General features: G+C 74.3%; 20 protein-coding genes. 8 read left to right on the top strand and 12 right to left on the bottom strand.

Translation table 11 applies throughout. The features are described 5' to 3' along the window. Nucleotide 1 precedes the first annotated feature (1 nt). The 5 genes from FHD63_RS07335 to FHD63_RS07315 are packed head-to-tail and all read right to left on the bottom strand — an operon-like array spanning nt 2 to nt 3,237. The gene (locus FHD63_RS07335; protein WP_139721367.1) at nt 2-835 is read right to left on the bottom strand and encodes a DUF881 domain-containing protein; all 834 of its coding nucleotides are present in this window, start codon (nt 833-835) and stop codon (nt 2-4) included. Next, on the bottom strand, nt 836-1,168 hold the full coding sequence (locus FHD63_RS07330; protein WP_139721365.1) for a small basic family protein: 333 nt from the start codon (nt 1,166-1,168) through the stop codon (nt 836-838). Next, complete coding sequence (locus FHD63_RS07325) at nt 1,165-2,079, bottom strand: DUF881 domain-containing protein (protein ID WP_139721363.1); 915 nt, start codon at nt 2,077-2,079, stop codon at nt 1,165-1,167. Before FHD63_RS07325 ends, FHD63_RS07330 begins: the two co-directional genes overlap by 4 nt. Then, a complete protein-coding gene (locus FHD63_RS07320; protein WP_139721362.1) occupies nt 2,076-2,708 on the bottom strand; it encodes a CDP-alcohol phosphatidyltransferase family protein in 633 nt (210 codons plus the stop codon). The genes FHD63_RS07325 and FHD63_RS07320 overlap by 4 nt, the downstream gene beginning before the upstream one ends. Before the next feature lie 52 nt (nt 2,709-2,760). Beyond that, nucleotides 2,761-3,237 (bottom strand): hypothetical protein, encoded by a 477-nt coding sequence (locus FHD63_RS07315; RefSeq protein ID WP_139721360.1) that lies wholly within the window; start codon nt 3,235-3,237, stop codon nt 2,761-2,763. Nucleotides 3,238-3,348: 111 nt separating this feature from the next. Between FHD63_RS07315 and FHD63_RS07310 the strand changes: the two genes are divergently transcribed. Then, nucleotides 3,349-3,831, top strand: coding sequence for a VOC family protein (locus FHD63_RS07310; RefSeq protein ID WP_139721358.1), 483 nt, complete (start codon nt 3,349-3,351; stop codon nt 3,829-3,831). A gap of 24 nt (nt 3,832-3,855) precedes the next feature. Here FHD63_RS07310 and FHD63_RS07305 read toward each other — a convergent pair whose 3' ends face one another. From FHD63_RS07305 to FHD63_RS07295, 3 genes are read right to left on the bottom strand one after another with little or no spacing between them, the layout of a single operon-like run. After that, on the bottom strand, nt 3,856-4,362 hold the full coding sequence (locus tag FHD63_RS07305) for a DUF3830 family protein (RefSeq protein ID WP_139721356.1): 507 nt from the start codon (nt 4,360-4,362) through the stop codon (nt 3,856-3,858). Next, on the bottom strand, nt 4,359-5,831 hold the full coding sequence (locus FHD63_RS07300) for an amidase (protein ID WP_139721353.1): 1,473 nt from the start codon (nt 5,829-5,831) through the stop codon (nt 4,359-4,361). Before FHD63_RS07300 ends, FHD63_RS07305 begins: the two co-directional genes overlap by 4 nt. After that, nucleotides 5,828-6,826: a D-2-hydroxyacid dehydrogenase gene (locus tag FHD63_RS07295; protein WP_139721351.1), complete on the bottom strand. Its 999-nt coding sequence runs from the start codon at nt 6,824-6,826 to the stop codon at nt 5,828-5,830. The genes FHD63_RS07300 and FHD63_RS07295 overlap by 4 nt, the downstream gene beginning before the upstream one ends. A gap of 65 nt (nt 6,827-6,891) precedes the next feature. On the opposite strand from FHD63_RS07295, the gene FHD63_RS07290 reads away from it, so the two are divergent. The 4 genes from FHD63_RS07290 to FHD63_RS07275 are packed head-to-tail and all read left to right on the top strand — an operon-like array spanning nt 6,892 to nt 11,328. After that, on the top strand, nt 6,892-7,665 hold the full coding sequence (locus tag FHD63_RS07290) for a maleate cis-trans isomerase family protein (RefSeq protein WP_238705803.1): 774 nt from the start codon (nt 6,892-6,894) through the stop codon (nt 7,663-7,665). After that, the gene (locus tag FHD63_RS07285) at nt 7,662-8,882 is read left to right on the top strand and encodes a M24 family metallopeptidase (protein ID WP_139721349.1); all 1,221 of its coding nucleotides are present in this window, start codon (nt 7,662-7,664) and stop codon (nt 8,880-8,882) included. Before FHD63_RS07290 ends, FHD63_RS07285 begins: the two co-directional genes overlap by 4 nt. Beyond that, complete coding sequence (locus FHD63_RS07280) at nt 8,879-10,090, top strand: aminotransferase-like domain-containing protein (protein WP_139721347.1); 1,212 nt, start codon at nt 8,879-8,881, stop codon at nt 10,088-10,090. The genes FHD63_RS07285 and FHD63_RS07280 overlap by 4 nt, the downstream gene beginning before the upstream one ends. After that, nucleotides 10,087-11,328 carry a M20 family metallopeptidase gene (locus FHD63_RS07275; RefSeq protein WP_139721345.1) on the top strand — a complete coding sequence of 414 codons (1,242 nt, stop codon included), beginning with the start codon at nt 10,087-10,089 and terminating at the stop codon, nt 11,326-11,328. The genes FHD63_RS07280 and FHD63_RS07275 overlap by 4 nt, the downstream gene beginning before the upstream one ends. A 242-nt stretch (nt 11,329-11,570) precedes the next feature. Here FHD63_RS07275 and FHD63_RS07270 read toward each other — a convergent pair whose 3' ends face one another. Further along, nucleotides 11,571-14,486, bottom strand: coding sequence for an FAD-binding and (Fe-S)-binding domain-containing protein (locus FHD63_RS07270; protein WP_139721343.1), 2,916 nt, complete (start codon nt 14,484-14,486; stop codon nt 11,571-11,573). Between the two features lie 72 nt (nt 14,487-14,558). Between FHD63_RS07270 and FHD63_RS07265 the strand changes: the two genes are divergently transcribed. Beyond that, nucleotides 14,559-15,326, top strand: a complete 768-nt coding sequence (locus FHD63_RS07265) for an aspartate racemase/maleate isomerase family protein (RefSeq protein ID WP_139721341.1) — start codon at nt 14,559-14,561, stop codon at nt 15,324-15,326. After that, nucleotides 15,323-16,045, top strand: a complete 723-nt coding sequence (locus FHD63_RS07260) for a GntR family transcriptional regulator (protein WP_139721339.1) — start codon at nt 15,323-15,325, stop codon at nt 16,043-16,045. Before FHD63_RS07265 ends, FHD63_RS07260 begins: the two co-directional genes overlap by 4 nt. Here FHD63_RS07260 and FHD63_RS07255 read toward each other — a convergent pair. After that, nucleotides 16,033-17,571, bottom strand: a complete 1,539-nt coding sequence (locus tag FHD63_RS07255) for an NAD-dependent succinate-semialdehyde dehydrogenase (RefSeq protein WP_174964910.1) — start codon at nt 17,569-17,571, stop codon at nt 16,033-16,035. The two genes, FHD63_RS07260 and FHD63_RS07255, sit on opposite strands and share 13 nt — an antisense overlap. A gap of 66 nt (nt 17,572-17,637) precedes the next feature. Between FHD63_RS07255 and FHD63_RS07250 the strand changes: the two genes are divergently transcribed. After that, nucleotides 17,638-18,888, top strand: a complete 1,251-nt coding sequence (locus FHD63_RS07250) for an aspartate aminotransferase family protein (RefSeq protein ID WP_139721337.1) — start codon at nt 17,638-17,640, stop codon at nt 18,886-18,888. Between the two features lie 141 nt (nt 18,889-19,029). Here FHD63_RS07250 and FHD63_RS07245 read toward each other — a convergent pair whose 3' ends face one another. Next, entirely contained in the window at nt 19,030-20,739 is a 1,710-nt protein-coding gene (locus tag FHD63_RS07245; RefSeq protein WP_170215592.1) for a BCCT family transporter, read from the bottom strand. A 155-nt stretch (nt 20,740-20,894) separates the two neighbouring features. Then, nucleotides 20,895-22,445, bottom strand: a complete 1,551-nt coding sequence (gene betC, locus FHD63_RS07240) for a choline-sulfatase (protein ID WP_139721333.1) — start codon at nt 22,443-22,445, stop codon at nt 20,895-20,897. Nucleotides 22,446-22,475 lie beyond the last annotated feature (30 nt).

Genomic DNA, 22,475 nt, shown 5'->3' with positions numbered 1-22,475 from the left:
CCTAGGGGTCCTGGGTCGGCGGCACAGGCTGAGCGTAACGAGGCTCGCTCGGCTCGTGCAACGCGTCGATGAGCACCGTGTCCGCCTCCACCACGGTGACGTCGGCGCCGGCGCCGCGCAGGGAGTCGGAGAAGCCGCCGGGGATGGCCATGGCGCCCGCGAGGGTATGCGCCTCCCCCACCGCGGTGATGGTGTAGGGCGTGCTCAGCGCCTGGCCGTCGAGGAGCACCTGGCCCTGGTCACCGGTCCCCACGTAGGAGGAGGCGACCACCCGCACCGTGCCGACCTGGATCGCCTCGGCACCCGCGTCGCGCAGCTCCTGGATGCCGTCCAGCAGCATGGTCTGCGTGATGACCCCGGCGTCGTCGTCCACGAGCACGGTGATCCCGGGGCCCTCGACCGGGACGGTGCCGGCCAGGATCTGGTAGGACTGCAGCCGCTGCCGCGCCGCCTCGCGGGCCGCCTCGTCGCCCTCCGACCCCAGCAGCCGGGACCGGTCGTCCTCCAGCTCGGCCACCTCCACCCCCAGCTCCTGGGCGCGGGTGGTGACGTCGTCCAGGAGGGCGACCAGCTCGGTCTGCCGCAGCTGCTGCAGACCGGCCTCCTCCGTCACCCGGGCCTGGGCGACCAGCGCCACGCCGAGGCTGGCGGTCAGCAGGGCCGCGACGAGCTGGCCCCGCGTGGGGTGGAACCGGCTGAAGGCGCGCAGCCGCCGTCGCGCCTCCTCGCGGCTGGGCAGCGGGCGCCGGCGGGGCCGCAGGTGCCGGCGTGCGGGCCGGTCCGCGGGGGTGCGCTCGTCCGGGGGTCCGGGTCCTGGTCCTCGGTCCTCGGCCACTCAGGCCCCCAGCAGGTGCCGTCGGATGGCGGCGACGTTGGAGAAGATCCGCAGGCCCAGGACGACCACCACCCCGGTGGACAGCTGCGCCCCCACCCCCAGCTGGTTGCCGAGGAAGACGATGAGCGCCGCCACGACGACGTTGGAGAGGAAGGAGATGACGAAGACCCGGTCGTTGAAGATGCCCTCCAGCGACGCCCGGGCCGCGCCGAAGACCGCGTCGAGCGCGGCGATGACGGCGATGGGGAGGTAGGGCTGCAGCCAGGACGGGACCTCGGGGCTGACGACCAGCCCCAGGACGATGCCGACCACAAGGCCGAGGACGGGGATCAACGGGGCTCCTCACGGGTGGGGGTCGAGCTCGGTGCGGCGTCCTGCTCCGGGGTCTGCGGCGCGAGCTCGGTCGGGATCCGACCCTCGCGCGTGCTGAGGCGTGCTCCCGGCCCGACGACGACCCGGTCCTGGGGGACGACCTCGGAGCCGAGCCCGAACTGCCGGTCCAGCTCCAGGAGGTAGGCCCCGGTCATCCCCGAGGTCAGCTCCTCCTGGAGGGCCTGCGGGTCACCGATCGCCCGGACGACGTAGGGCGGCGTGAGGCCGCGGAAGTCGACGATGATGGCCTGGCCGGCGAAGCGGATCGCGGACGTGCTGGTGAGCCGGTGGTCGTTGATCGCCATGGCCTCGGCGCCGGCGCCCCACAGGCCGTTGACCACGAGCTGCAGGTCGCGCGAGGTGACCCGCTCCAGCTCGCCCTCGTCCCCCGGTGCGGCGTCGGTCGCCCGCTCGGCGTCCCGCAGGGTGACCTCGACCCCCGGCCCCTGGAGGGCGACTCCCCCGGCGCGCAGCTCCGCGGCGGCCAGCCGGGCACCGCTGCCGGTGGTCTTCAGCTCCGCCTGCTCGATGCCGCGGATGTCGGCGCGCAGCCCGGCCACCTGCTCGGTGCGCTCGTCGCCCAGCTCCTGGGCCGCCTCGATCCGCTCGATGAGCTGGTCGCGCCCGGCCGCCTCGGCCGGGTCGGGGGTGCGCAGGGTGGCCGCCGTCACGGTGAACAGCAGGCCCAGCGCCACGGCGGTGCCGAACATGAGCCAGGTCCGCGTGCCCGAGGAGGGGGCCAGCCCCTGGGCGACCCGGTCCTGCGCCGCCGAGGAGTAGCCCGGCCCGAGCGGCGGGTCGAGGACCTCCTCCAGGAGGGCCATCGAGGCGGCCGGGTCGGGGTCGGCCTCGCTGGGACGCCGGCGGCTCATGCGGGCACCCCCGAGCGCCGGCGCTGCCGCACCATGACCGCCACCTGCCAGGCGTAGACGAGACCCGTCACCCAGTAGAGGACCGTGCCCCACCACACGAGGGCCCACCCGGAGGCCAGGCTGAGCACGCTCCACCAGCCCGGCACGTGACCCAGCAGCACCAGCGGGAAGCCGCCCAGGAGGTTGAAGGTGGCGGCCTTGCCGATGAAGGTGACCTCGGGGATGGGGAGGTGGTGGTGGCGCACCACGGGGTACATGAGCACGATGAACAGCTCGCGGGCGAAGAGCACCGCGACCAGCCACCAGGGGATGACCCCGACCGCCGCGAGCCCGAGCAGCGTGGCCGCGATGTAGAGCCGGTCGGCGATCGGGTCGAGGACCTGGCCCAGCCGGCTGGTCAGCCCGTAGCGGCGGGCGATCTTGCCGTCCGCGAAGTCGGACACCCCGGCCACCACGAGCACGAGGGCCGCCCACCCCAGCTCGCGCTCCACCAGCGCCCAGACGAAGACGGGCACCAGGGCCAGCCGCACCATCGAGAGCAGGTTGGGCACCGTCCACAGCCGGTCGGTGACCGGCAGCACCCGCTGTCGGCCGGCCGGCCCGGAGCTGTCCCCCTGGACGTCGGTCATGTCCCCGAGTGTAGGCGCTGGGAGGTGGCCCTCCGGAGCCGCGACCCGCCCGTCAGCGGGGGTGTGACTGGTCTGACACCGGTGGGCCCGCACCCGGGGCCGGAGGCTGTGACGGCGGGGCCAGACGACCGAGGAGCCAGACCGCGAGCAGCGCGATGCCGACTCCGTGGAGTACCCCGGAGCCGTTCAGGACGACCATGGTCAGCAGCCCGAGCTGGCCGACGGAGCCCTGGAGCAGCTGCAGGACGAGCCCCGCCGCGACGAGCAGGACACCGACACCGGCGGCTCGCGCCGCCGGTGCACCCGTCGGCAGGCGCACCACGTCCCAGCGCACGGCGAGGGCGAGCGCGGCCAGGACGGCACCCAGACCGATCAGCAGCGAGGAGAGGAGGGCGCTGACCCCGGCCACCGCGAACATCCCCTGCCGCAGTGGGGTCGACGGGGTGGGCCGCCACAGGCTGATCGAGGGCAGGCTCAGCAGGAACCCGACCACCAGGAGCGCCCCGACGCACACCCATACCTTGCGCATGGCCCCACCCTAGGTGCTCGCCCGCGGAGGTGCGGCGATGAGTCCGGGGGGCGACCACGGTCGTACCACCACCAGCGCGCCACCCCGGCGCGCCGATCGGGAGGAGACCCCATGATCCACCTCGGGCACTGTCTGTGGTTCGACGACCAGGCACAGGAGGCGGCCGAGTTCTACTGCTCCGTCGTGCCGGGCTCACGCGTCCTGGAGGTGAGCCGCTACACCGCGGAGACCCCGTCGGACAAGCCGGTCGGCTCGGTGCTGACGGTCGAGTTCGAGCTCGCCGGCGTGCGCTACACCGGCCTCAACGGAGGGCCGCACTTCACCCCGGACGAGGCCTTCTCCCTCGTGCTGCGCACGGACACCCAGGAGGAGACCGACCACTACTGGGCGGCGCTGCTCGAGGGCGGCGGCCAGGAGAGCCGGTGCGGCTGGCTCAAGGACCGCTTCGGGATCTCGTGGCAGGTCTACCCGACCGAGCTGGACGAGCTCACCACCCACGAGGACCCGGAGGTCGCCCGTCGGGCGACCGAGGTCATGCTGACCCAGCAGAAGATCGAGATGGGTCCCATCCGGGAGGCCGCGCTCGGCGGGTGAGGCCGGCCGGCGCGGCGGTGCGGGTCAGCCCTCGGCGCGCGCCAGCGTCAGGGTCTCGCCGCGGGCGCCGCCCATCCAGACGTCCTGGCAGGCGCGCGCCATCTCCGGCAGGCCGTCGACGATCTCGCCGAACACGTTGCCGGGCACCCAGCCCTGGTCGCCGTTGATGAGCAGGTTGTTACGCCCGTAGAACACGGCGAGGTCGACGATGCCGCCCTCCCCCGCCGCGCGGTGCTCGCGCTCGGTCTCGTAGCCGTAGGCGGGGTTGCCGAGGTCGGCGCCGTCGAAGGTGAACCAGCACACGTCACCGGGGATGGGGGTGACCGTGGTGTTCTCCTTGCCGGGGTCGTCCCCGAAGCGCGGCAGCAGGGTGTAGATCTCGTTGCGGGCGTACTTGCCGTGGAACACCGGCGCGGTGAGCGGCAGCGCGTCCCAGACCGCGGCGCAGGTCCGGGGCGCCTCGTCCTCCAGCAGCCGCGCCCGGCAGGTGACGCCGCGGGTGTCGAGGGTGATGGTGATGAAGCGGCTCATGGGTGCTCCTCGGTCCGGTCCAGCAGCGGGGGTAGGACGTCGCGCCAGCGGGTGCGCTGCTCCAGCGTGCGCCCCACCCGGAGGGCGAGGGCGTCGGCGTGCCGCGCGGTCACCAGCTGCACGCCGACGGGTCGGCCGTCGTCGGTGAGCCCGGCGGGCACCGACAGCGCCGGCTGCTGGGTCATGTTGAAGGGGTAGGTGTAGGGGGTCCACGACGTCCACAGCTGGTCGGGGGCGTCGGGCCCCTGCCGGGTGAGGTCGAAGGCGGGGCCGGGGACGGTCGGCGTGAGGAGCACGTCGTGCTCCTCGTGGAAGCGGCCCATCCGTCGACCCAGCTCCATCCGCACGGCGGTGGCGTCGAGGTAGTCCGCGGCGCTCACCCCCTGCCCGTGGCGACGGATCGCCCGCCGGAGCCCGGGGTCGACCTGCTCCAGGGCGTCCTGACCGTAGGCCTGGACGACCTTGTCGGCACCGGTGAACCACAGCGTGTGGAAGGCCTCCAGGCAGCCCGTGCCGGCCAGCTCCGGGTCGACCTCCTCGACCCGGGCCCCCGCGGCGGCCAGCACCTCGGCGGCCTCGAGCAGGGCCCGGTCCACCGCCGGGTGGTTGACGACGTCGCCCCCCAGCCCCAGCCGCGGGGACACCGCGACCCGCAGCCCCTCGACCCCGTCCTCGATCCCGTCGAGGAAGGAGCGCGGCGGCTCCGGCAGCGCGGACCAGTCGCGGGGGTCGGGCACCCCGATGAGGTCGAGCATGAGGGCGGCGTCCGCGACCGAGGTGGTCATCGGGCCGGCGTGGGCCAGGGTGCCGTAGGGGCTGGCCGGGTGCAGCGGCACCCGGCCGTAGGTGGGCTTGATCGCGACGGTCCCGGTGAAGGCGGCCGGGATCCGCACGGACCCCCCGCCGTCGGTGCCGACCGACCAGGCGCCCATCCCCAGGCCCACGGCCGCTGCCGCTCCCCCGCTGGACCCACCGGCGGTGAGCGCCGGGTCCCAGGGGTTGCCCGTCGCGCCGTGCCGCAGCGAGTCGGTGGTGCCCTTCCAGGCGAACTCGGGGGTGGCGTTCTTGCCGAGGAACACGCAGCCGGCCGCGCGCAGACGCGCCACCGCGGGAGCGTCCTCGGGCCAGTCCGCCCCCGTCCCGGGGTCGATGAGCCGGCTCCCCCGCAGCGTCGGCCACCCCCGGGTGAGCAGGATGTCCTTGATCGTCGTCGGTATGCCGTCCGCCGGGCCGAGCGGCCGTCCCTGCTCCCAGCGGCGCGTCGACTCGTGGGCCGCGCGCCTGGCCCCCTCGGCGTCGACCAGCACCATGGCCCGCACGAGCGGGTCCAGGGCCTCGATCGCCGCCAGGGCCCGCTCCGTGGCCTGCTCCGGCGTGGTGCTGCCCGCGGCGAACCCGGCGGAGAGCTCCAGCGCGGTCGGGCGGGACGGGTGACGGGGACCTGCCCCGCCGCGGGGGGCGGACGTCATACCTGGACCTGACCTGCGGGCGAGCGGGGTACGTAGCCCAGCTCCTTGTCGACGACCCCGCTCAGGGGTGCACCGGCGAGGAAGCGGCGGGCGTTGGCGACGAACTGCTCGGCCAGGGTGTCCCGCCAGCCGACGACGTCGCCGGACAGGTGGGCCGAGAGCACGAGGCCGGGGGTGTCCCACACCGGGGACCCCGGTGGCGGGGGCTCCTCCTCCAGCACGTCGAGCGAGGCCCCGCCGAGATGCCCCTCGCGCAGGGCCGCGAGGAGGTCCTCCTGCACGACGCTCGCCCCGCGGCCGATGTTGACGACGTGCGCCCCCGGCCGCATGGCCGCGAACACCGCGGCGTCCAGCAGCCCGGTCGTGGCGGCGGTCAGGGGCGCGGCGTTGACGACGTGGTCGGCCCAGCCGACGTGCGCGGCGAGCGCGTCGCTCGCCACGACCTCGCCGAGCTCCGGGTCGTCCGGGACCGCCCGCCGACCCACGGCGCGCACCTCGCAGCCCACGGCGCGCAGCAGGTGGACGGTCGCCCGACCGATCCCGCCGGTGCCGACGACCAGCACCCGCTGGCCCTGCAGGAGCGTCGTCTCCCGGTGCTGCCACACGTGCTGGCGCTGCAGCTCGCGGCTCTCGTGCAGCCGCTTGGCGTGCGCGAGCACGCTGGCCAGGACGAACTCCGCGATGGGGCGGTCGAAGACCCCCTGGGCGTTGGTGACGGTGACCGGCGAGCGGACCAGCGCGGGGAAGAGCAGGCTGTCGACGCCGGCGGCCGCCACGTGGATCCACTCGAGCGCGTCGGCCGAGTCCCACGCCTGCGCCACCGCGGGCGAGAAGAAGTCCCAGAGGAAGAGCACCCTCGCCCCGCCGAGGGCCGACGCGAGCCCCTCGGCGTCCACGACGTGCAGGTCGAGGTCGTCCTCCAGGTCGGCGAGCTGGGGCGGCGGGTCCAGACCCGGCGCCGTCAGCACCACGGCTCGTGCGCGAGATCCCGTCACACCGAGACCGTAGAAAGGCCGTGTCGGATTGTCAACAATCCTCGTCGTCAGGCAGGGTGGGGCAGGTGCGTGAGATCCGCGAGGACGGGATCGGCGTGATCGTGCCCTACGACTTCGCCCTGGACCGTGAGCTGTGGCGGTGGTGCCCGCTGGGCGCCACCCTGCACCTGACCCGGACGCCGCACCTGCCGCTGCCGGTGAGCATGGCCCAGGCGCGGGCGGTCGGGGCGCCCGGTGCGGTGGTCCAGGCGACGCACGACCTGTCGGCCGTCCTCCCGGGCGTGGTGGCCTACGCCTGCACGTCCGGGAGCTTCGTCGCCGGGGCGCCGGGCGAGCGCGCGCTGCGCGAGACCGTCGTCGAGGCCGGCGCCCCCGCGGCGGTCACGACCAGCGGCGCCGCCGTCGGCGCCCTCCGCGCGCTGGGCGTCGACCGGGTCAGCGTCGTGACGCCCTACGACGAGGACGTCACCGTCAGCCTGGGACGCTTCCTCACCGCGGCCGGGATCGAGGTGGTCTCCACCGGGCACCTCGGCCTGTCCGGGGAGATCTGGACCGTCCCCGAGGAGGTCACGGCAGACCTCGTGCGGCGCACCGTGTCCCCCGACGCAGGGGCCGTCTTCGTCTCCTGCACCAACCTGCGGACCTACGACCTCCTGGCCGACCTCGGGGCCGCGCTCGGCATACCCGTCCTCAGCGCCAACCAGGTCACCCTGTGGCTCGCGCTCGCGGTGCTGGGCCGCCAGGCCGTCGGGCCCGGCCAGCCGCTGCTCGACCGGCGCCCCGACCTCGGGGACCACGACGTCCTCAGCACCACCCCGACCCTGCAGGGAGCACCGTGAGCGAGCTGACCGAGATCACCACGGCCGAGCAGACGGCCCACCCGCACCTCCTGCGGGCCGAGCACGAGGAGCGGCTGGCGCGGGTCCAGGAGGTGCTGGCCGGCCGCGGCCAGGACGCGCTGGTCGTCACCGACCCGGCCAACCTCTACTACCTCACCGGCTACAACGCCTGGTCGTTCTACATGCCGCAGGCCCTGCTGGTCCCGGTGCGGGGCGAGGCCCACCTGGTGCTCCGGGCCATGGACGCCAAGGGCGGGCACCACACCGCGACCCTGCCGCCCGAGCGCATCCACGGCTACCCCGAGCACTACGTCCACCGGCGCGACATCCACCCCTGGGAGTGGATCGCCCGCCGCGGCCGCGAGGTCGGCGCGCTGCCCACCGGGCCCTGCGTGCTGGCCCTGGAGCTGGACGCCCACTACTTCAGCCCGCGCGCCTACCTCGCCCTGGACGCCTGCCTGCCCGAGGCACGGCTGGTCGACAGCCACGAGCTGGTCAACTGGCTGCGGGTGGTCAAGTCGGACACCGAGATCGCGCTCATGCGGGCGGCCGGTGAGGTGACGGTGCGGGCCATGACCGTCGCCATCGACAGCCTGCGGGCGGGGGCGCGCCAGTGCGACGTGGTCGCGCAGATCCAGCAGGCGCAGGCCCACGGCACCGAGGCGCTCGGCGGCGACTACCCCGCCATCGTGCCGATGCTGCCCAGCGGGGAGACCGCCGGCACCCCGCACCTGACCTGGGTCGAGGAGCCGCTGCGGCAGGGCGAGGCCACGACGATCGAGCTGGCCGGCGTGCACCGGCGCTACCACGTGCCGCTGGCGCGCACCGTCAGCCTGGGGCCTCCCCCCGCCCAGCTCGCACAGACCGCCGAGGCCACCGGCCTCGGGCTGGAGCAGGCGCTCGCGGCGATGCGGCCCGGCAGCACCACGGCCGACGTGCACGCGGCCTTCACCCGCACCATCTCCCGCTACGGCCTGTCCAAGGAGTCGCGGATCGGCTACTCCATCGGCATCGGCTACCCGCCCGACTGGGGCGAGCGCACCGTCAGCCTGCGCGCCGAGGACCACACGGTGCTGACGCCCGGAATGTGCTTCCACGTCATCCTCGGGATGTGGATGGACCGCTGGGGCTACGAGACCTCCGAGTCGGTGCTGGTCACCGACGGCCCGCCCGAACTGCTCGCCCCCCTCGACCAAGGACTGGTGACCCACCCATGACCTCCGCCGCCACGACCCACCTCCCGCTGGCCTCCCGGGCCGACCTGCTGGTCGGGTCGGTCATCGACTCCAGCACCTCGCTGCTGGCCCGGCAGACCCACGACATCGTCCGCTTCGCCATGGGCAGCCCCGCGGCCGAGGCGATCCCCACCGAGGCGCTCGCCGAGGCCGCCGCGGCCGAGCTCGGCACGCCCGCGTCCTTCGACTACGCGGCGACGGAGGGCGACCCGGACCTGCGCGCCGCGCTGCTGACCATGCTCGAGGGCACGACCGACGCCACCACCGAGGACCGGCTCACCATCACCGCCGGCGGCATGCAGGGGCTCGACCTCGCCGCCAAGCTGTTCATCGACCCGGGTGACCTCGTCACCGTGGAGTCGCCCACCTACACCAACGGCAGCGCGACCGCCCTGGCCTACCAGGCCGAGCTCGCCGAGATCGAGGTCGACGAGGACGGGATGTCCATCGACGCGCTGCGCGCCGCCGTCGACCGGGCGGGCCGGGCGCCCAAGGTCATCTACACCGTCCCGACCTTCCAGAACCCCTCCGGCACCACGATGTCCCTGGACCGTCGTCGCGAGCTGCTCGAGGTGGCCCGCTCCTGGGGCAGCGTCGTCCTCGACGACGACCCCTACGGCATGCTGCGCTTCGCGGGGCACCCGGTGCCGAGCCTGCACGAGCTCGCCGACGGCGACCCCTTGGTCTTCTCGGTGCGCACCTTCTCCAAGATCGTCGCCCCCGGGCTGCGGGTGGGCTGGGTGGACGCGGACCCCTCGCTGGGCCAGCTGCTCATCCACGCCAAGCAGTCCATGGACACCTGCACCAACCTGCCCGCCCAGCGTCTCGTCGCCGCCTTCCTGCGCTCGGGACGGCTGGAGGAGCACCTCGCCGTGCAGCGGGAGGAGTACCGCCGGCGCAAGGACGCCATGCAGCAGGCGCTCACCGAGCACTTCTCCGGCCGGGCGACGTGGACCGACCCCGAGGGCGGCTTCTTCCTCTGGGTGTCCTTCGGCGAGGAGGTGGACACCGAGGCGCTCTTCGAGACCGCCCTGGCCGAGGGCGTCGCCTACATCCCGGGCAACGCCTTCTCCCCCGCCCGCCGCTTCCCGCACGACCTGCGGCTCTGCTTCGCCTCGACCCGGCCGGAGCGCATCCACGAGGGGGTGGCGAGGCTGGCGCGCGCGGTGGACGTCGCCGCCGGCCGATGACCGGCGCCGGCCAGGCCGGCACCGGGCGCGGCGGGGGCGAGCGGACGGGCACCGAGCAGGAGGTCCTGGGCCGGATCACCGCCGACCGGCTGGTGCCGCTGACGCAGCGGCTCGTCCGGGCCCCCGGCGCCAACCCCCCGGGCGAGGAGGCCGCGACGGCGGACGTGCTGGCCGGGCTCGCCCAGGAGCTGGGGCTGCGGTCCGCGCTCGAGGAGGTGGAGCCGGGCCGGCCCAACGTCGGCGTGCGGCTCGACGGCGGCGACGGCCCCGGTCTGCTCTTCCTCGGGCACACGGACGTCGTCCCGCCCGGGTCGCTGGAGGACTGGGGTGTCGACCCGTATGCCGCGGCGCTCGTCGACGGGCGGATCGTCGGCCGCGGCAGCGCCGACATGAAGGGCGGGCTCGCGGCGGTCCTGGTCGCGATGGCCGCCGTCCACGAGAGCGGGGTCCGGCTCAGCGGCCCGGTCCGGCTGGACGCGCTGTGCGACGAGGAGCAGAACGGCATCGGCATCCGCCGTTACGTGCAGCAGCCGCCCCCGCCGCTGCTGGGGTGCGTCGTGGCCGAGCCCACGGACCTGGCGACGGTCGTGGCCGCGCGCGGTGCGTCATACCTGCACATCGAGGTGCGCGGGGTCGCCGCCCACGCTGGCCGACCGGCCGACGGGCGCAACGCCATCAGCGGCGCGGCCCTGGTCGTCGCGGACCTGGACCGGTGGCACGAGGAGCTGGCGACGGCCGCGCACGCCCTGGTGGGCCCGGCCACCGTCAACGTCGGCGTCATCCGGGGCGGCACGTCGGGGTCGGCCGTGCCCGACCTGTGCCGCGTCGAGGTGGACCGCCGGCTGCTGCCCGGGGAGCCGATGGAGACGGTCGTCGAGACCGTCCGGGAGCGACTCGCGGCGCTCGACCTGGAGTCGCGCGGGCTGAGCTGGTCGGTGAGCTCGCCCATGGACATGCCCGGCTTCGAGACGTCGCCGTCCGAGGAGCTCGTGCGGGTCGTCGACGCGGCGACGGACGGGGCCGGGCGCGGCCCGGTGCCGCTCCAGGGGTGGACGGCCGCCTGCGACGGCGGCTTCGTGGCGCGTGAGTGGGGCGTCCCCGTGGTGGTCCAGGGCCCCGGCTCGGTGCACGAGCAGGCCCACCGGCCCGACGAGTCGGTCGCGGTCGAGGAGCTGCTCGTCGCCGCCCGGGGCTACGCCCGCACGATCCTCCACCTGCTCGCCCCGGACGCGCGCTAGCCACCCACAGAACACGTCACCAGCGCACACAGAACACGTCACCAGCGCACACAGAACACGTCACCAGCGCATACCGAACTCGTCACCAGCGCACACCGAACACGTCGTCAGCACCCCCAGGACGTGCGCGAGGCACAGACACGACTCGTCTGTCGGAACACGCGTCCTGTGTATCCCAGACATGCGTCCTGTGTAGCGCGAGCACCCGTCCGGAGCGCGCCTACGGCGCGTCCTGTGTATGCCTACCGCGGGCCCGGCGCGGACCCGCCGGCGCCCGCCGCCTGGGTGCGGGGTATGCCGTCGGCCAGCAGCTCGGCCAGGTGGCGGCCGCGGCGGGGGGTGAGGTCGGCGATCTGGGTGCGGCAGGAGAAGCCGTCGGCGAGCACCGCGGTGGAGGCGTCCGCCGCGCGGACCTCGGGGGCCAGCACGCGCTCCCCGATCTGCCGCGAGAGGTCGGCGTGCCCGTCCTCGAAGCCGAAGTTGCCGGCGAGCCCGCAGCACCCGGAGTCCGGGACCCGCGCCCGGATCCCGGCCCGCTCCATGAGGGCCCGGTCGGCGTCGAAGCCCAGCACCGCGTGCTGGTGGCAGTGGACCTGGACGAGCGCGTCGCCACCGACCTGCGGCGGCTCCCACCCGGGCGCCACCTCGGCGAGCGTCTCGGCCAGCGTCCGCACCTGGCCCTTCGCGAGCGCCGCGAGCTCATCGTCCGGGAGCAGGTCGACCGCCTCGTGCCGGAAGAGCGCCGTGCAGCTGGGCTCGAGCCCGACGACCACCGCCCCGGCCCGCAGGGCCGGCCCGATGGTGGCCAGCGACCGCCGCAGGACCCGCTGGGCCACGCCGAGCTGACCGGTCGAGACCCAGGTGAGGCCGCAGCACACCGGCCCGCGCGGCAGGTGGACCTCCATCCCGGCGTCCTCGAGCACCGCGACCGCGGCCCGGCCCACCTCGGGCGCGAGGAAGGTGGTGAAGGTGTCCGGCCAGAGCAGGACGGGGGTGCGTCCCTGCCCCCGCGCGGGCGTGTGCTCCTTCGCGAACCACGACGTGAGGCTGCGGGCGGCGAAGGTGGGCAGCTCGCGGTCGGCGGCCACGCCCCCGGCCCGCCGCACCGCACCGGCCAGGCGCGAGCCGGTCAGCGCGTTCGTCGCCCGGGGGGCGAGCGCCGCGCCGCGCGCGAGCGCCGGCAGCCACCCCATCGACCAGTGCGAGCGCGGCCGCGCCCACGGCCGGCCCCGGTAGTACTGGTGGGTGAACTCGGCCTTGTAGGTCGCCATGTCGACGTTGACCGGGCAGTCGCCCACGCACCCCTTGCACGACAGGCACAGGTCGAGCGCGTCGTGGACCTCCTCGGCCCGCCACCCGTCGGTGATGACGTCGCCCTCCATCATCTCGAAGAGCACACGCGCGCGGCCCCGGGTGGAGTCCTTCTCGTCCCGGGTGACCTGGTAGCTCGGGCACATCACCCCGCCGGAGGTCTGGACGCACTTGCCCACCCCGACGCAGCGTCGCTGCGCCTGCGCGAAGCTGCCGCCGTCGGCCGTGAAGGCCAGGGTGGTGCGCTGCGGGAAGCCCCGCGCGTGGCCGTGCTGGCGCAGGGACGCGTCGACCGGCGGCGGGTCCACGATGACGCCGGGGTTGAGCCGCCCCTGGGGGTCCCACGCGCGCTTGACCTCCGCGAACAGCGCGGTCGCGTCCGCGCCGTACATCCGCTCCAGCAGGCCGCCGCGCGCCCGCCCGTCGCCGTGCTCGCCCGAGACCGACCCGCCCATCGAGACGACCAGGTCGGTGGCCTGCTCGACGAACGCGCGGTAGTCCCGCACCCCGGCGTCCGTGACGAGGTCGAAGTCGATGCGCAGATGCATGCAGCCCTCGCCGAAGTGGCCGTAGGACGCGCCCGAGTAGCCGTAGCGCCCCATGAGGTCGTCCAGCCCGGTGAGGTAGTCACCGAGCCGCTGCGGCGGGACCGCGGCGTCCTCCCACCCCGCCCACGCCTCGGCGCCGTCCGCGCGCCGCGTGGCCAGACCGGTGCCGTCCCGGCGGCAGCGCCACAGCACCGCCTGCGCGCCGGGGTCGGTGACGACGGCCGCCGTGCTGCCGGGTATGCCGTCACGCACCGCCTCGGCCACGTCGGCCGCCCGGGTGCGCGCCTCGGCGTCGTCGTCGCCGCCGATCTCGACGAGCAGCCACATGCGCCCCTCCGGCAGCCCGGCCCGCTGCGCCGCCCGTCGGGTGTCGTCGGGCAGCCGCTCGACGAGGGTGGCGTTGATGGACTCCATCGTCAGCGGCCCGTGCGGGAGGACGGTGGGCACGCTGCGCGCGGCCGACACCGCGTCCGGGAAGCCCAGCGTCAGCAGGACCACCGCGGGCGGCGGCTCGGCGAGCGCGACGGTCGCCTCCAGCGTGGTGGCGAGGGTGCCCTCGCTGCCGCACAGCAGCCGTGCCAGGTCGACGCCGCGGTCGGGGTGCAGGTGCTGGAGGGCGTACCCCGAGATCTGCCGGGAGAAGGTCCCGAAGCGCCGGCCGACGAGGGTCGCATGGTCCCGGCCGAGGCGGGACATCTCGGCGTGGATGCCGGCCAGGGCGGGGTCGGGTGCGGCTCCCGCCCCGGCACCGTCGGGCCCGAGGGCGTCCACCCTCGCCTGCTCCCCCGCCGCGGTGAGCACCCGCAGGCTCCGCACGTTGTCCGCCGTGGTCCCCCAGGCGACGGAGTGCGCCCCGCAGGCGTTGTTGGCGATCATCCCGCCGAGCGTGCAGCGGCTCGCCGACGACGGGTCGGCGCCGAAGGTCAGGCCGTGCCTCCTCGCCGCCGCCACGAGGTGGCCGAGCACGACCCCCGGCTGGACGGTCGCCGTCCGCGCGACCGGGTCGAGGTCGAGGACGCGGTCGAGGTGCCGCGAGACGTCGACGACCACGCCGCCGAGCGCGTTGCCGGCCATCGAGGTCCCTCCCCCGCGCAGCGCGACCGGTGCCCCCGCCTCGCGGGCCAGCGCCAGCGCCGTGACGAGGTCCTGCTCGTCCCGCGGCACGACGACGACGTCGGGCACGACGCGGTAGTTGGACGCGTCGGTGGCGTAGAGCGCCCGCGAGAGCGCGTCCGCGCCGACCGACCCCCGCACCTGGGACCCGAGGGCCCGGGAGAGCCGGGCGACGTCGTACTCCATCTGTCCTCCTGACGATGATTGTCTACAATCTACGCACCAGCCGGCCGAGGACGACGGCCGCCGTCGACAGGGGTGAGCGTGAGCACGATCGGGATCCTCTACCCCGGCCACAGCGCCGAGGACGACTACCCGTGGGTGGAGGGGGTGCTCCGCGAGGCGGGGTATGCCGTGCGCCTGCCGGTCGCGCACACCAGCGTCGGCGAGGACGCCCACCGGGTCGACGCCCTGCTCGACCTGGGTGGCGCGGCGCGGCTGGCCGAGGGTGCCGACCGGCTGACCCGCAGCACCCCCTGCGACGCGCTCGTGTGGGCGTGCACCTCGGGCAGCTTCGTCTTCGGCTGGGAGGGGGCGCACGAGCAGGTGGCCGGGCTGGCCGCCCGCACCGGGCTGCCGACCACGTCGACCTCGCTGGCGTTCGTCCGGGCGGCGCACCGGCTGGGCCTGACGAGGGTGGCGGTGGCGGCGTCCTACCCGCACGACGTCGCCTCGGCCTTCGTCACCTTCCTCGGCCGGGCCGGCATCGAGGTGACCGCCCTGGGCAGCCACGACATCCTCACGGCCGCGGAGGTCGGCACCCTGGGCCGCGAGCAGGTGCTCGCCCTCGCCGGCGGGGTCGACCGCACCGGCGCGCAGGCCGTGCTCGTCCCGGACACCGCCCTGCACACCCTGCCCTGGCTGGAGGACCTGGAGGCCGACCTCGGCACCGTCGTGCTCACGGCCAACCAGGTGAGCCTGCACGACGGCCTGGCGCTGCTGGGCGAGGTGCCGGCGGTGCCGGGGCTGGGCCGGCTCTTCGCGGCCGCCCACCACCCCGGGACCACGGAGGGAGCCCACCGATGACCGACCCCTGGACCGAGCTCGCCGCCCCGGCCCTGCGGCCGGTGCCGCGGGAGTCGACCCCGAGCATCGTCGCGGCGCGGATCCGCGAGGCCATCGCCACCGGCGAGATCGCGCCCGGCAGCCAGCTCGGCGAGGTGGAGTACGCCGCGCGCCTCGGCGTGAGCCGGGGCCCCCTGCGCGAGGGCCTGCAGCGGCTCTCCCAGGAGGGGCTGCTCGTCGCCCACCGCAACCGCGGCCTGTTCGTCGTCGAGATGACCGACGACCGGGTGCGCGACCTCTACCTCGCCCGCGCCGCGGTCGAGCGGGCCGCGGGTGACCGGATCCACGAGACCGACCCGGAGGACGCCGGCCGGGCCCTGCTCGCCGTCGTGGAGGACATGGCCGCCGCCGCGGCCACCGGCGACGTGCGCGAGGTCAGCACGGCCGACATCCGCTTCCACCAGGTGCTGGTCGACCGGGCGCAGAGCCCGCAGCTGTCCCGCGTCCACGCCACGCTGCTCACCGAGACGCGGATGTGCATCCACCTGCTGGAGCCGACCTACGCGGTCGACGAGGAGCGGGTCGGCGAGCACCGGGAGCTCGCGCGGTCGTTCACGCGGGGCGGGGCACGCCGCACCGACGCCCTGCTCGTCCGGCACATGCGCGACGCCATGCACCGCCTCACCGGCTCGCCCCGGGGCAGCCTGGGCCCGCCGGTGGCGGGGGCTCAGCCCTCCTGAGCGGACCGCGGACCGGCGATCCCGACGTACTTCAGCTCGAGGAACTCCTCGATGCCGACCGCACCGCCCTCGCGGCCCAGCCCGGACTCCTTGATGCCGCCGAAGGGCGCCGCGGGGTTGGACACCACGCCCTGGTTGAGACCGACCATGCCGGACTCCAGCGCCTCGGCCATGCGCAGCGCCCGGTCCAGGTCGCGCGTGTAGACGTAGGACACCAGCCCGAACGGGGTGTCGTTGGCCAGGCCCACGACCTCGGCCTCGGTCGTGAACGGGGTGAGCGGCGCGACCGGGCCGAAGATCTCCTCGCTGCCCATCCGGGCCTCCGGGGACACCCCGGTCAGCACGGTGGGCGGGTAGAACCAGCCGTCCCCGCCGGGGGCCTCGCCCCCGGTGAGCACCTGCGCACCGCGCTCGACCGCGTCCTGCACCAGCTCGCGCACCTTGTCCAGGGCGGCCTCGTCGATGAGCGGACCGACCGTGACGCCCTCCTCGGTGCCGGGGCCCATCCGGCGCCGGGACATCGCCTCGGCGAGCCGCTGCCCGAAGGCCTCCGCGACCGACTCCTGCACGTAGATCCGGTTGGCGGCGGTGCACGCCTCGCCCATGTTGCGCATCTTGGCCGCCATCGCGCCCGCGACGGCGTCGTCGAGGTCGGCGTCCTCGAAGACGATGAAGGGGGCGTTGCCGCCCAGCTCCATCGAGGTGCGCATGACCCGCTCGGCCGCCTGCTCGAGCAGGACCTTGCCGACCTTCGTGGAGCCGGTGAAGGACAGCTTGCGGGCCAGCCCGGAGCGGATCATCGGCTCCATGACCGCACCGGCGTGGGTGGTGGTGACCGCGTTGACGGCACCGGCGGGCACCCCCACCTCGGCCAGGACGTCGACGAGGGCCAGCATCGACAGCGGGGTCTGGTGGGCCGGCTTGATGACGCTGGTGCACCCCGCGGCGATGGCGGGGGCGATCTTGCGGGTGCCCATCGCCATGGGGAAGTTCCACGGGGTGATGAGCAGCGAGGGCCCGACCGGCTGACGCAGGAGCAGGAAGCGCCCGTCGCCCGCCGGCGACCTCTGGTAGCCCCCCTCGATGCGCAGCGCCTCGCCCGCGAAGTGGCGCAGGAACTCCGCGGCGTAGGTCACCTCGCCCTTGGCCTCGGCCAGCGGCTTGCCCATCTCCAGGGTCATGACCAGGGCCAGCTCGTCGGCGCGGTCCATCACCGCCTGGTATGCCGCGTTCAGCCAGTCGGCGCGCTGCCGGGGCGAGCTCGCGGCCAGCTCGGCCTGCGCCTGCGCGGCGGCCTCGAGCGCGCGCATACCGTCCTCGGGTCCGGCGTCGGCGACGCTCGCGAGCACGCGGCCGGTCGCCGGGTCCTGCACGTCGAAGCGCTCCCCCGAGGCGGCCGGCACCCACCGACCGCCGATGAAGAGGTCGGTCGGGACGCGGTCCAGGGCGGGGTCCCGGTCCTGCTGCTCCCGCGGGCTGCTCCCCCGGTCCTGCGACGTCTGCTCGACGGGTCCTTCGGCGCTCACGACGACCTCCTGGTGATGCGGTACGTTCAGATTGTCAACAATCTACCAATCCCAGGAGAGTCGACCGTGGCGCACCTCAGCCCGATGCTCAAGCAAGCCACTCCCGTCATCGCCGACCGCGGCGAGGGCGCCGTGATCTTCGACGAGCAGGACCGCCGGTACCTGGACTTCACCGCCGGCATCGGCGTGACCAGCACGGGTCACGCCCACCCCGACGTGGTGGCGGCCGCGCAGGAGCAGGTCGCCAAGATCATCCACGCGCAGTACACCACGGTCATGCACCGTCCGCTGCTCGACCTGGTCGAGCGCATGTCCGAGGTCCTCCCCGAGGGCCTGGACTCGATGTTCTTCGCCAACAGCGGGTCGGAGGCGGTCGAGGCCGCGCTGCGCCTCGCCCGGCAGGCCACCGGCCGGCCCAACATCGTCGCCTTCCACGGGGGCTTCCACGGGCGCACCGTGGCGGCCGCCTCGCTGACGACCTCGGGCACCAAGTTCCGCTCCGGCTTCGCCCCGCTCATGCCGGGCGTCGCGGTCTCCCCCTTCCCCAACCCGACGCACTACGGCTGGAGCCAGGAGCAGGCCACCGACTTCGCGCTGCGCGAGCTCGACCACCTCCTGCAGACGGTGACCGCGCCGCAGGACACCGCGGCCTTCCTCGTCGAGCCGGTCCTGGGCGAGGGCGGCTACGTCCCCGCCTCGGCCGAGTTCCTCGCCGGGCTGCGCGAGCGGGCCGACCGGCACGGCATCCTGCTCGTCGTCGACGAGGTGCAGACCGGCTGGGGGCGCACCGGCCGCTTCTGGGGCCACGACCACTTCGGCGTCCGGCCCGACGTGCTCATCACCGCCAAGGGGATCGCCTCGGGCTTCCCGCTGTCCGGGATCGCCGCGTCGCAGGAGCTCATGGGGCGGGCCTGGCCCGGCTCCCAGGGCGGCACCTACGGCGCCAACGCGGTGGCCTGCGCCGCGGCGCTGGCGACCCTGGACGTCATGCGCCGCGAGGACCTCGTGGGCAACGCGGCGGCGCGCGGCGAGCAGCTGCGCGGGCGCCTCACCGCCGCCGCCCGGGAGCACGCCGAGATCACCGACGTGCGCGGGCTGGGGCTCATGCTCGGCTCGGAGTTCCGCACCGCGGACGGCGAGCCCGACGGCGCCACGGCGACGCGCGCCCAGCAGGCCGCCGCCGAGCACGGCCTGCTGCTGCTCACCTGCGGCGCCTGGGGCCAGGTGGTGCGCTTCATCCCCGCCCTGGTGGTCACCGAGGAGCAGGTGGACGAGGCCGGCGACCTCTGGACGAAGGCGCTCGCCTCGGCGCTCTGAGGGCCGGACCGCCGGGTCTTCCGCGGCGAGGCCACCGGGCGGCGGCGACGAGGCCCGACAGCGACGCCACCGGGCCCCCCGGACGGACGAGGGCCCGTCACCACCCTCGGGTGGTGACGGGCCCTCGTCACGCCGGTGGCCTCAGGAGGAGGTCTCCTTCTGGGCGGGGACGCCGTTCTCGGCCTCCTCGCGCTGCCGGGCGGCCTCCTCGCGCTGCCGGGCGGCCTCCTCGCGCTGCCGCTCGTCCTCCCGCTCGACGATCTCGATCTGCTCCTGGGGCGTGACCGTCGGGTCGCCGTGCTCGACCCGCTTCTTCTCGGCCCGCAGGCCGGCGAAGAGGGCCGGGATCATCGCGAAGACGAGGATGAAGATCGGGAGCCCGACGACGGTGATGACCTCCTGGAGCGCCGGGAGGGCCTCGTCACCGCCGAGGACGATGAGCAGCGCGGCCAGCGCACCGAGGCAGACCGCCCAGAACACGCGCTGTCCGACCGGGCCCTCCTCGTTCTCGCCGCTGCACAGCATGTCGATGACCAGGGCCGCGGAGTCGGCCGACGTGGCGAAGAAGAGCGCCACGACGACGATGACCAGGCCCTGCAGCAGCGTCGTCAGGGGGAAGTTCTCGAAGAAGGTGAACATCGCGAGCGGCACGCTCTCGGCGACCGCCGCGGAGATCGGCCCGCCGTCACCGCCGATGCCGTCGATCTCCATCGCCGACCAGCCGAAGATGACGAACCACACGAGGGTGAACAGCGTGGGGGCCACGAGGACGCCGCCGACGAACTCCCGGACCGTGCGGCCCCGGGAGATCCGGGCCAGGAAGACTCCCATGAAGGGTGCCCAGGTGACCGTCCAGGCCCAGTAGAAGACGGTCCACCCGGCCTGCCAGCCCCAGCCGTCGGCCTGGGTGGCGTTGGCCAGCGCGTCGTTCCAGAAGGCCAGCGAGGGCAGGGCGGCCAGGTAGTTGCCGGCGCTCTCGATGAGCGAGCGGAGCAGGAAGACGGTCGCGCCCCCGGTGAAGAGGACGAAGAGCATCATGCCGACGGCCATCCCGATGTTGAGGTTGGACAGCCGCTTGATGCCCTTGTCGAGACCGACGGCCACCGACGTGGTCGCCACGGCGGTGAGCACGGTGATGACGAGGACCCGGACGAGCACGCTGTCACCGACACCGGTCAGCTCGGACAGGCCGGCGCTGATCTGCGAGGTGCCCAGACCCAGGCTGACCGCGAGGCCGAAGAGGGTGCCGAGGACGGCGAAGACGTCGATGGTCTTGCCGATCGGGCCGTGGATGCGCTCCTTGAGGAAGGGGTAGAACACCGAGCTCACGCGCATCGGGAGGTCGTAGCGGTAGATGAAGAAGCCGAAGGCCAGCCCGGGGAGGGTGAAGATGGCCCACGTGTGCAGACCCAGGTGGTAGAGCGCGACGTTCATCGCGTCCTCCGCCGCCTGGGCGCTGTAGGGCTCCACGTCCGGGAAGGGCGGGGTGGTGAAGTGCGAGATGGGCTCGGCGACGCCCCAGAACATGAGGATGGTGCCGATGCCGCCGGCGAAGAGCATGGTGAACCAGGAGACCCGGGTGTAGGCCGGGACCTCGTCGCCCTTGCCGAGCTTCAGGTCGCCGTACTTGCTGCTGGCGATCCAGATGAGGAAGATGAGCCACACGGTGACGCCGAAGATGAAGAACCAGCCGAGGTTGGTCGTCACCCACGTGCGGGCTGCGGCGAAGCCGTCACCGATGCTGGCGGGGAAGATGAGCAGCAGGGCCAGGATGAGGACCATCAACCCGGCCGAGGTGAAGAAGATTTGAGGGTTGGTCTTCAGGCCCAACCGGCGTGCGAGGTCGTCCACGGTCGTCTCCTTGGGGTCGCGCACGGGACAGCGCAGTATGCTGATTGTCTAGTTGTCGACAACGCGACCATAGCGAGAAGGTCACGCCCTGGCTACCTCCGCGCCGGGCAGGACGGCAACGAATCGGCAACGATGTGCGGCCTGCGGCCGCCCTCTCACTCCCCGCCGTCGGCCAGCTTGGCGTAGCGGAACGCCGCCCAGAAGTCGCCGCGCACGTAGCGTTCCTCCTCCTGCACGACCAGGTCCCAGGGCCGGGCCCGTCCCTGGGACAGGGCGTGGGCCACGAGGCTGCGCCGCCGCTGGCTGGCCAGGACCTCCGCCTCCACCTCGGCGAGGTCGTAGCGGTCCTCGAGCTCGGCCCGCATCGCGGCCGCGTCCTCGGCGTACCCGTCCTCCAGCACGACGTTGCGCAGCTCGTGCGGGTCGGCCGCGAGGTCGTAGAGCTGGTCCGGGTCCCCCGGGCAGAGCACCAGCTTGAGCGGGCCGCGGACGAGGGTCACCTGCGGGTGGTGGGTCCCCTCCGCGAGGTACTCGATGACGACGTCCCGGTCCTGCGGCGAGGCGCCGGCCACCTCCCGCCGCGCGCTCTCCAGCAGCGAGACACCCGCCCGGGCGCCGCCGACCGGGGTGGGGTCCGCACCCGCGAGCTCGACCAGCGTCGGCAGGACGTCGAGCAGGCTCACCGGGTTGGCGTAGCGCCCCGGCCGCACGAGGTCGGGCGGCCCGCTCAGGACGAGCGGCACCCGGCTCGACCGCTCGTAGGGCGACATCTTGTACCACAGGCCCCGCTCGCCCAGCATGTCCCCGTGGTCGCTGGTGAGCACGACCACGGTGCGGTCCGCGAGCCCGAGGACGTCCAGCCGGGCGAGGAGGGCCCCGACCATGTCGTCGACGTAGCTCACGGCCGCGTAGTAGGCGCGTCTGGCCCGCGCGACCGACTCCGGGCCGGGGTCCTGCCGGTCGAAGCCGCTCATGGTCCGCAGCCGGTGCGAGTGCGGGTCCTGCCCGACGTCCGGCACCTGGGGGTGGACCGGTGCGGGGACCGGCACGTCCGCGAAGCGCTCCCAGTGCTCCCGCGGCGGCTCGTAGGGGTCGTGCGGGTGGATGAACGAGGTGACCATGAGGAAGGGCTGCGCCGGGTTCCCCTCCCGCTGCGCCGCCTGGTCGGCCCGGGCCCGGTCGTCGAGGTGCCGCAGGCTGCGGAAGAGCACCTCGTCGTCGAAGTCCTGCTGCACGGTCGCCGTCGCGGCGCCGGCCGTGAAGACCGGGTCGGCGGCGTGGTACCACTGCAGCCGCTGGTCCAGCGGGCGGCCCCAGTCCGGCACCATGTCCAGGTCCGCCGGGTAGACGTCCGTGGTCAGCCGCTGCTCGAAGCCGTGGTGCTGGTCCGGCCCGATGAAGTGCATCCGCCCGACGAGGGCGGTGTGGTAGCCCGCCGAGCGCAGCAGGTGGGCGAAGGTCGGCACCGAGGCCGCGAAGTCGTCGCCGTTGTCGTAGCAGCCCAGCTCGGAGGGCATCAGCCCGGTCATCATCGACGCCCGGGACGGCGCGCAGAGGGGGGTCGTGCAGTAGGCGCGGTCGAAGACCGCACCCTGCTCGGCCAGCGCGTCCATGTGCGGCGTCAGCGCCGCCTCGTCGCCGTAAGCGCCGAGCGCCTGCGGCGCCAGCTGGTCGGCCTGGATGACTACGATGTTCGGTGCGGTCATCGGTTCGTCGTTCCCGTCGGTCGTGCGTCC

It is taken from the genome of Serinicoccus chungangensis, assembly GCF_006337125.1.
In the GTDB taxonomy this organism is placed as follows: Bacteria; Actinomycetota; Actinomycetes; order Actinomycetales; family Dermatophilaceae; genus Ornithinicoccus; species Ornithinicoccus chungangensis.
The sequence above is the reverse complement of the archived record's forward strand: the minus strand, read 5'-3'. Positions and strand labels throughout refer to the sequence as shown.

Excerpts from the sequence above, each read along its gene's own strand:
- FHD63_RS07280 (WP_139721347.1), top strand. The coding sequence starts at position 8,879 with ATGACCTCCGCCGCCACGACCCACCTCCCGCTGGCCTCCCGGGCCGAC.
- FHD63_RS07260 (WP_139721339.1), top strand. The coding sequence starts at position 15,323 with ATGACCGACCCCTGGACCGAGCTCGCCGCCCCGGCCCTGCGGCCGGTG.
- betC (WP_139721333.1), bottom strand. The coding sequence starts at position 22,445 with ATGACCGCACCGAACATCGTAGTCATCCAGGCCGACCAGCTGGCGCCG.
- FHD63_RS07275 (WP_139721345.1), top strand. The coding sequence starts at position 10,087 with ATGACCGGCGCCGGCCAGGCCGGCACCGGGCGCGGCGGGGGCGAGCGG.
- FHD63_RS07300 (WP_139721353.1), bottom strand. The coding sequence starts at position 5,831 with ATGACGTCCGCCCCCCGCGGCGGGGCAGGTCCCCGTCACCCGTCCCGC.
- FHD63_RS07320 (WP_139721362.1), bottom strand. The coding sequence starts at position 2,708 with ATGACCGACGTCCAGGGGGACAGCTCCGGGCCGGCCGGCCGACAGCGG.
- FHD63_RS07325 (WP_139721363.1), bottom strand. The coding sequence starts at position 2,079 with ATGAGCCGCCGGCGTCCCAGCGAGGCCGACCCCGACCCGGCCGCCTCG.
- FHD63_RS07270 (WP_139721343.1), bottom strand. The coding sequence starts at position 14,486 with ATGGAGTACGACGTCGCCCGGCTCTCCCGGGCCCTCGGGTCCCAGGTG.
- FHD63_RS07310 (WP_139721358.1), top strand. The coding sequence starts at position 3,349 with ATGATCCACCTCGGGCACTGTCTGTGGTTCGACGACCAGGCACAGGAG.
- FHD63_RS07315 (WP_139721360.1), bottom strand. The coding sequence starts at position 3,237 with ATGCGCAAGGTATGGGTGTGCGTCGGGGCGCTCCTGGTGGTCGGGTTC.
- FHD63_RS07305 (WP_139721356.1), bottom strand. The coding sequence starts at position 4,362 with ATGAGCCGCTTCATCACCATCACCCTCGACACCCGCGGCGTCACCTGC.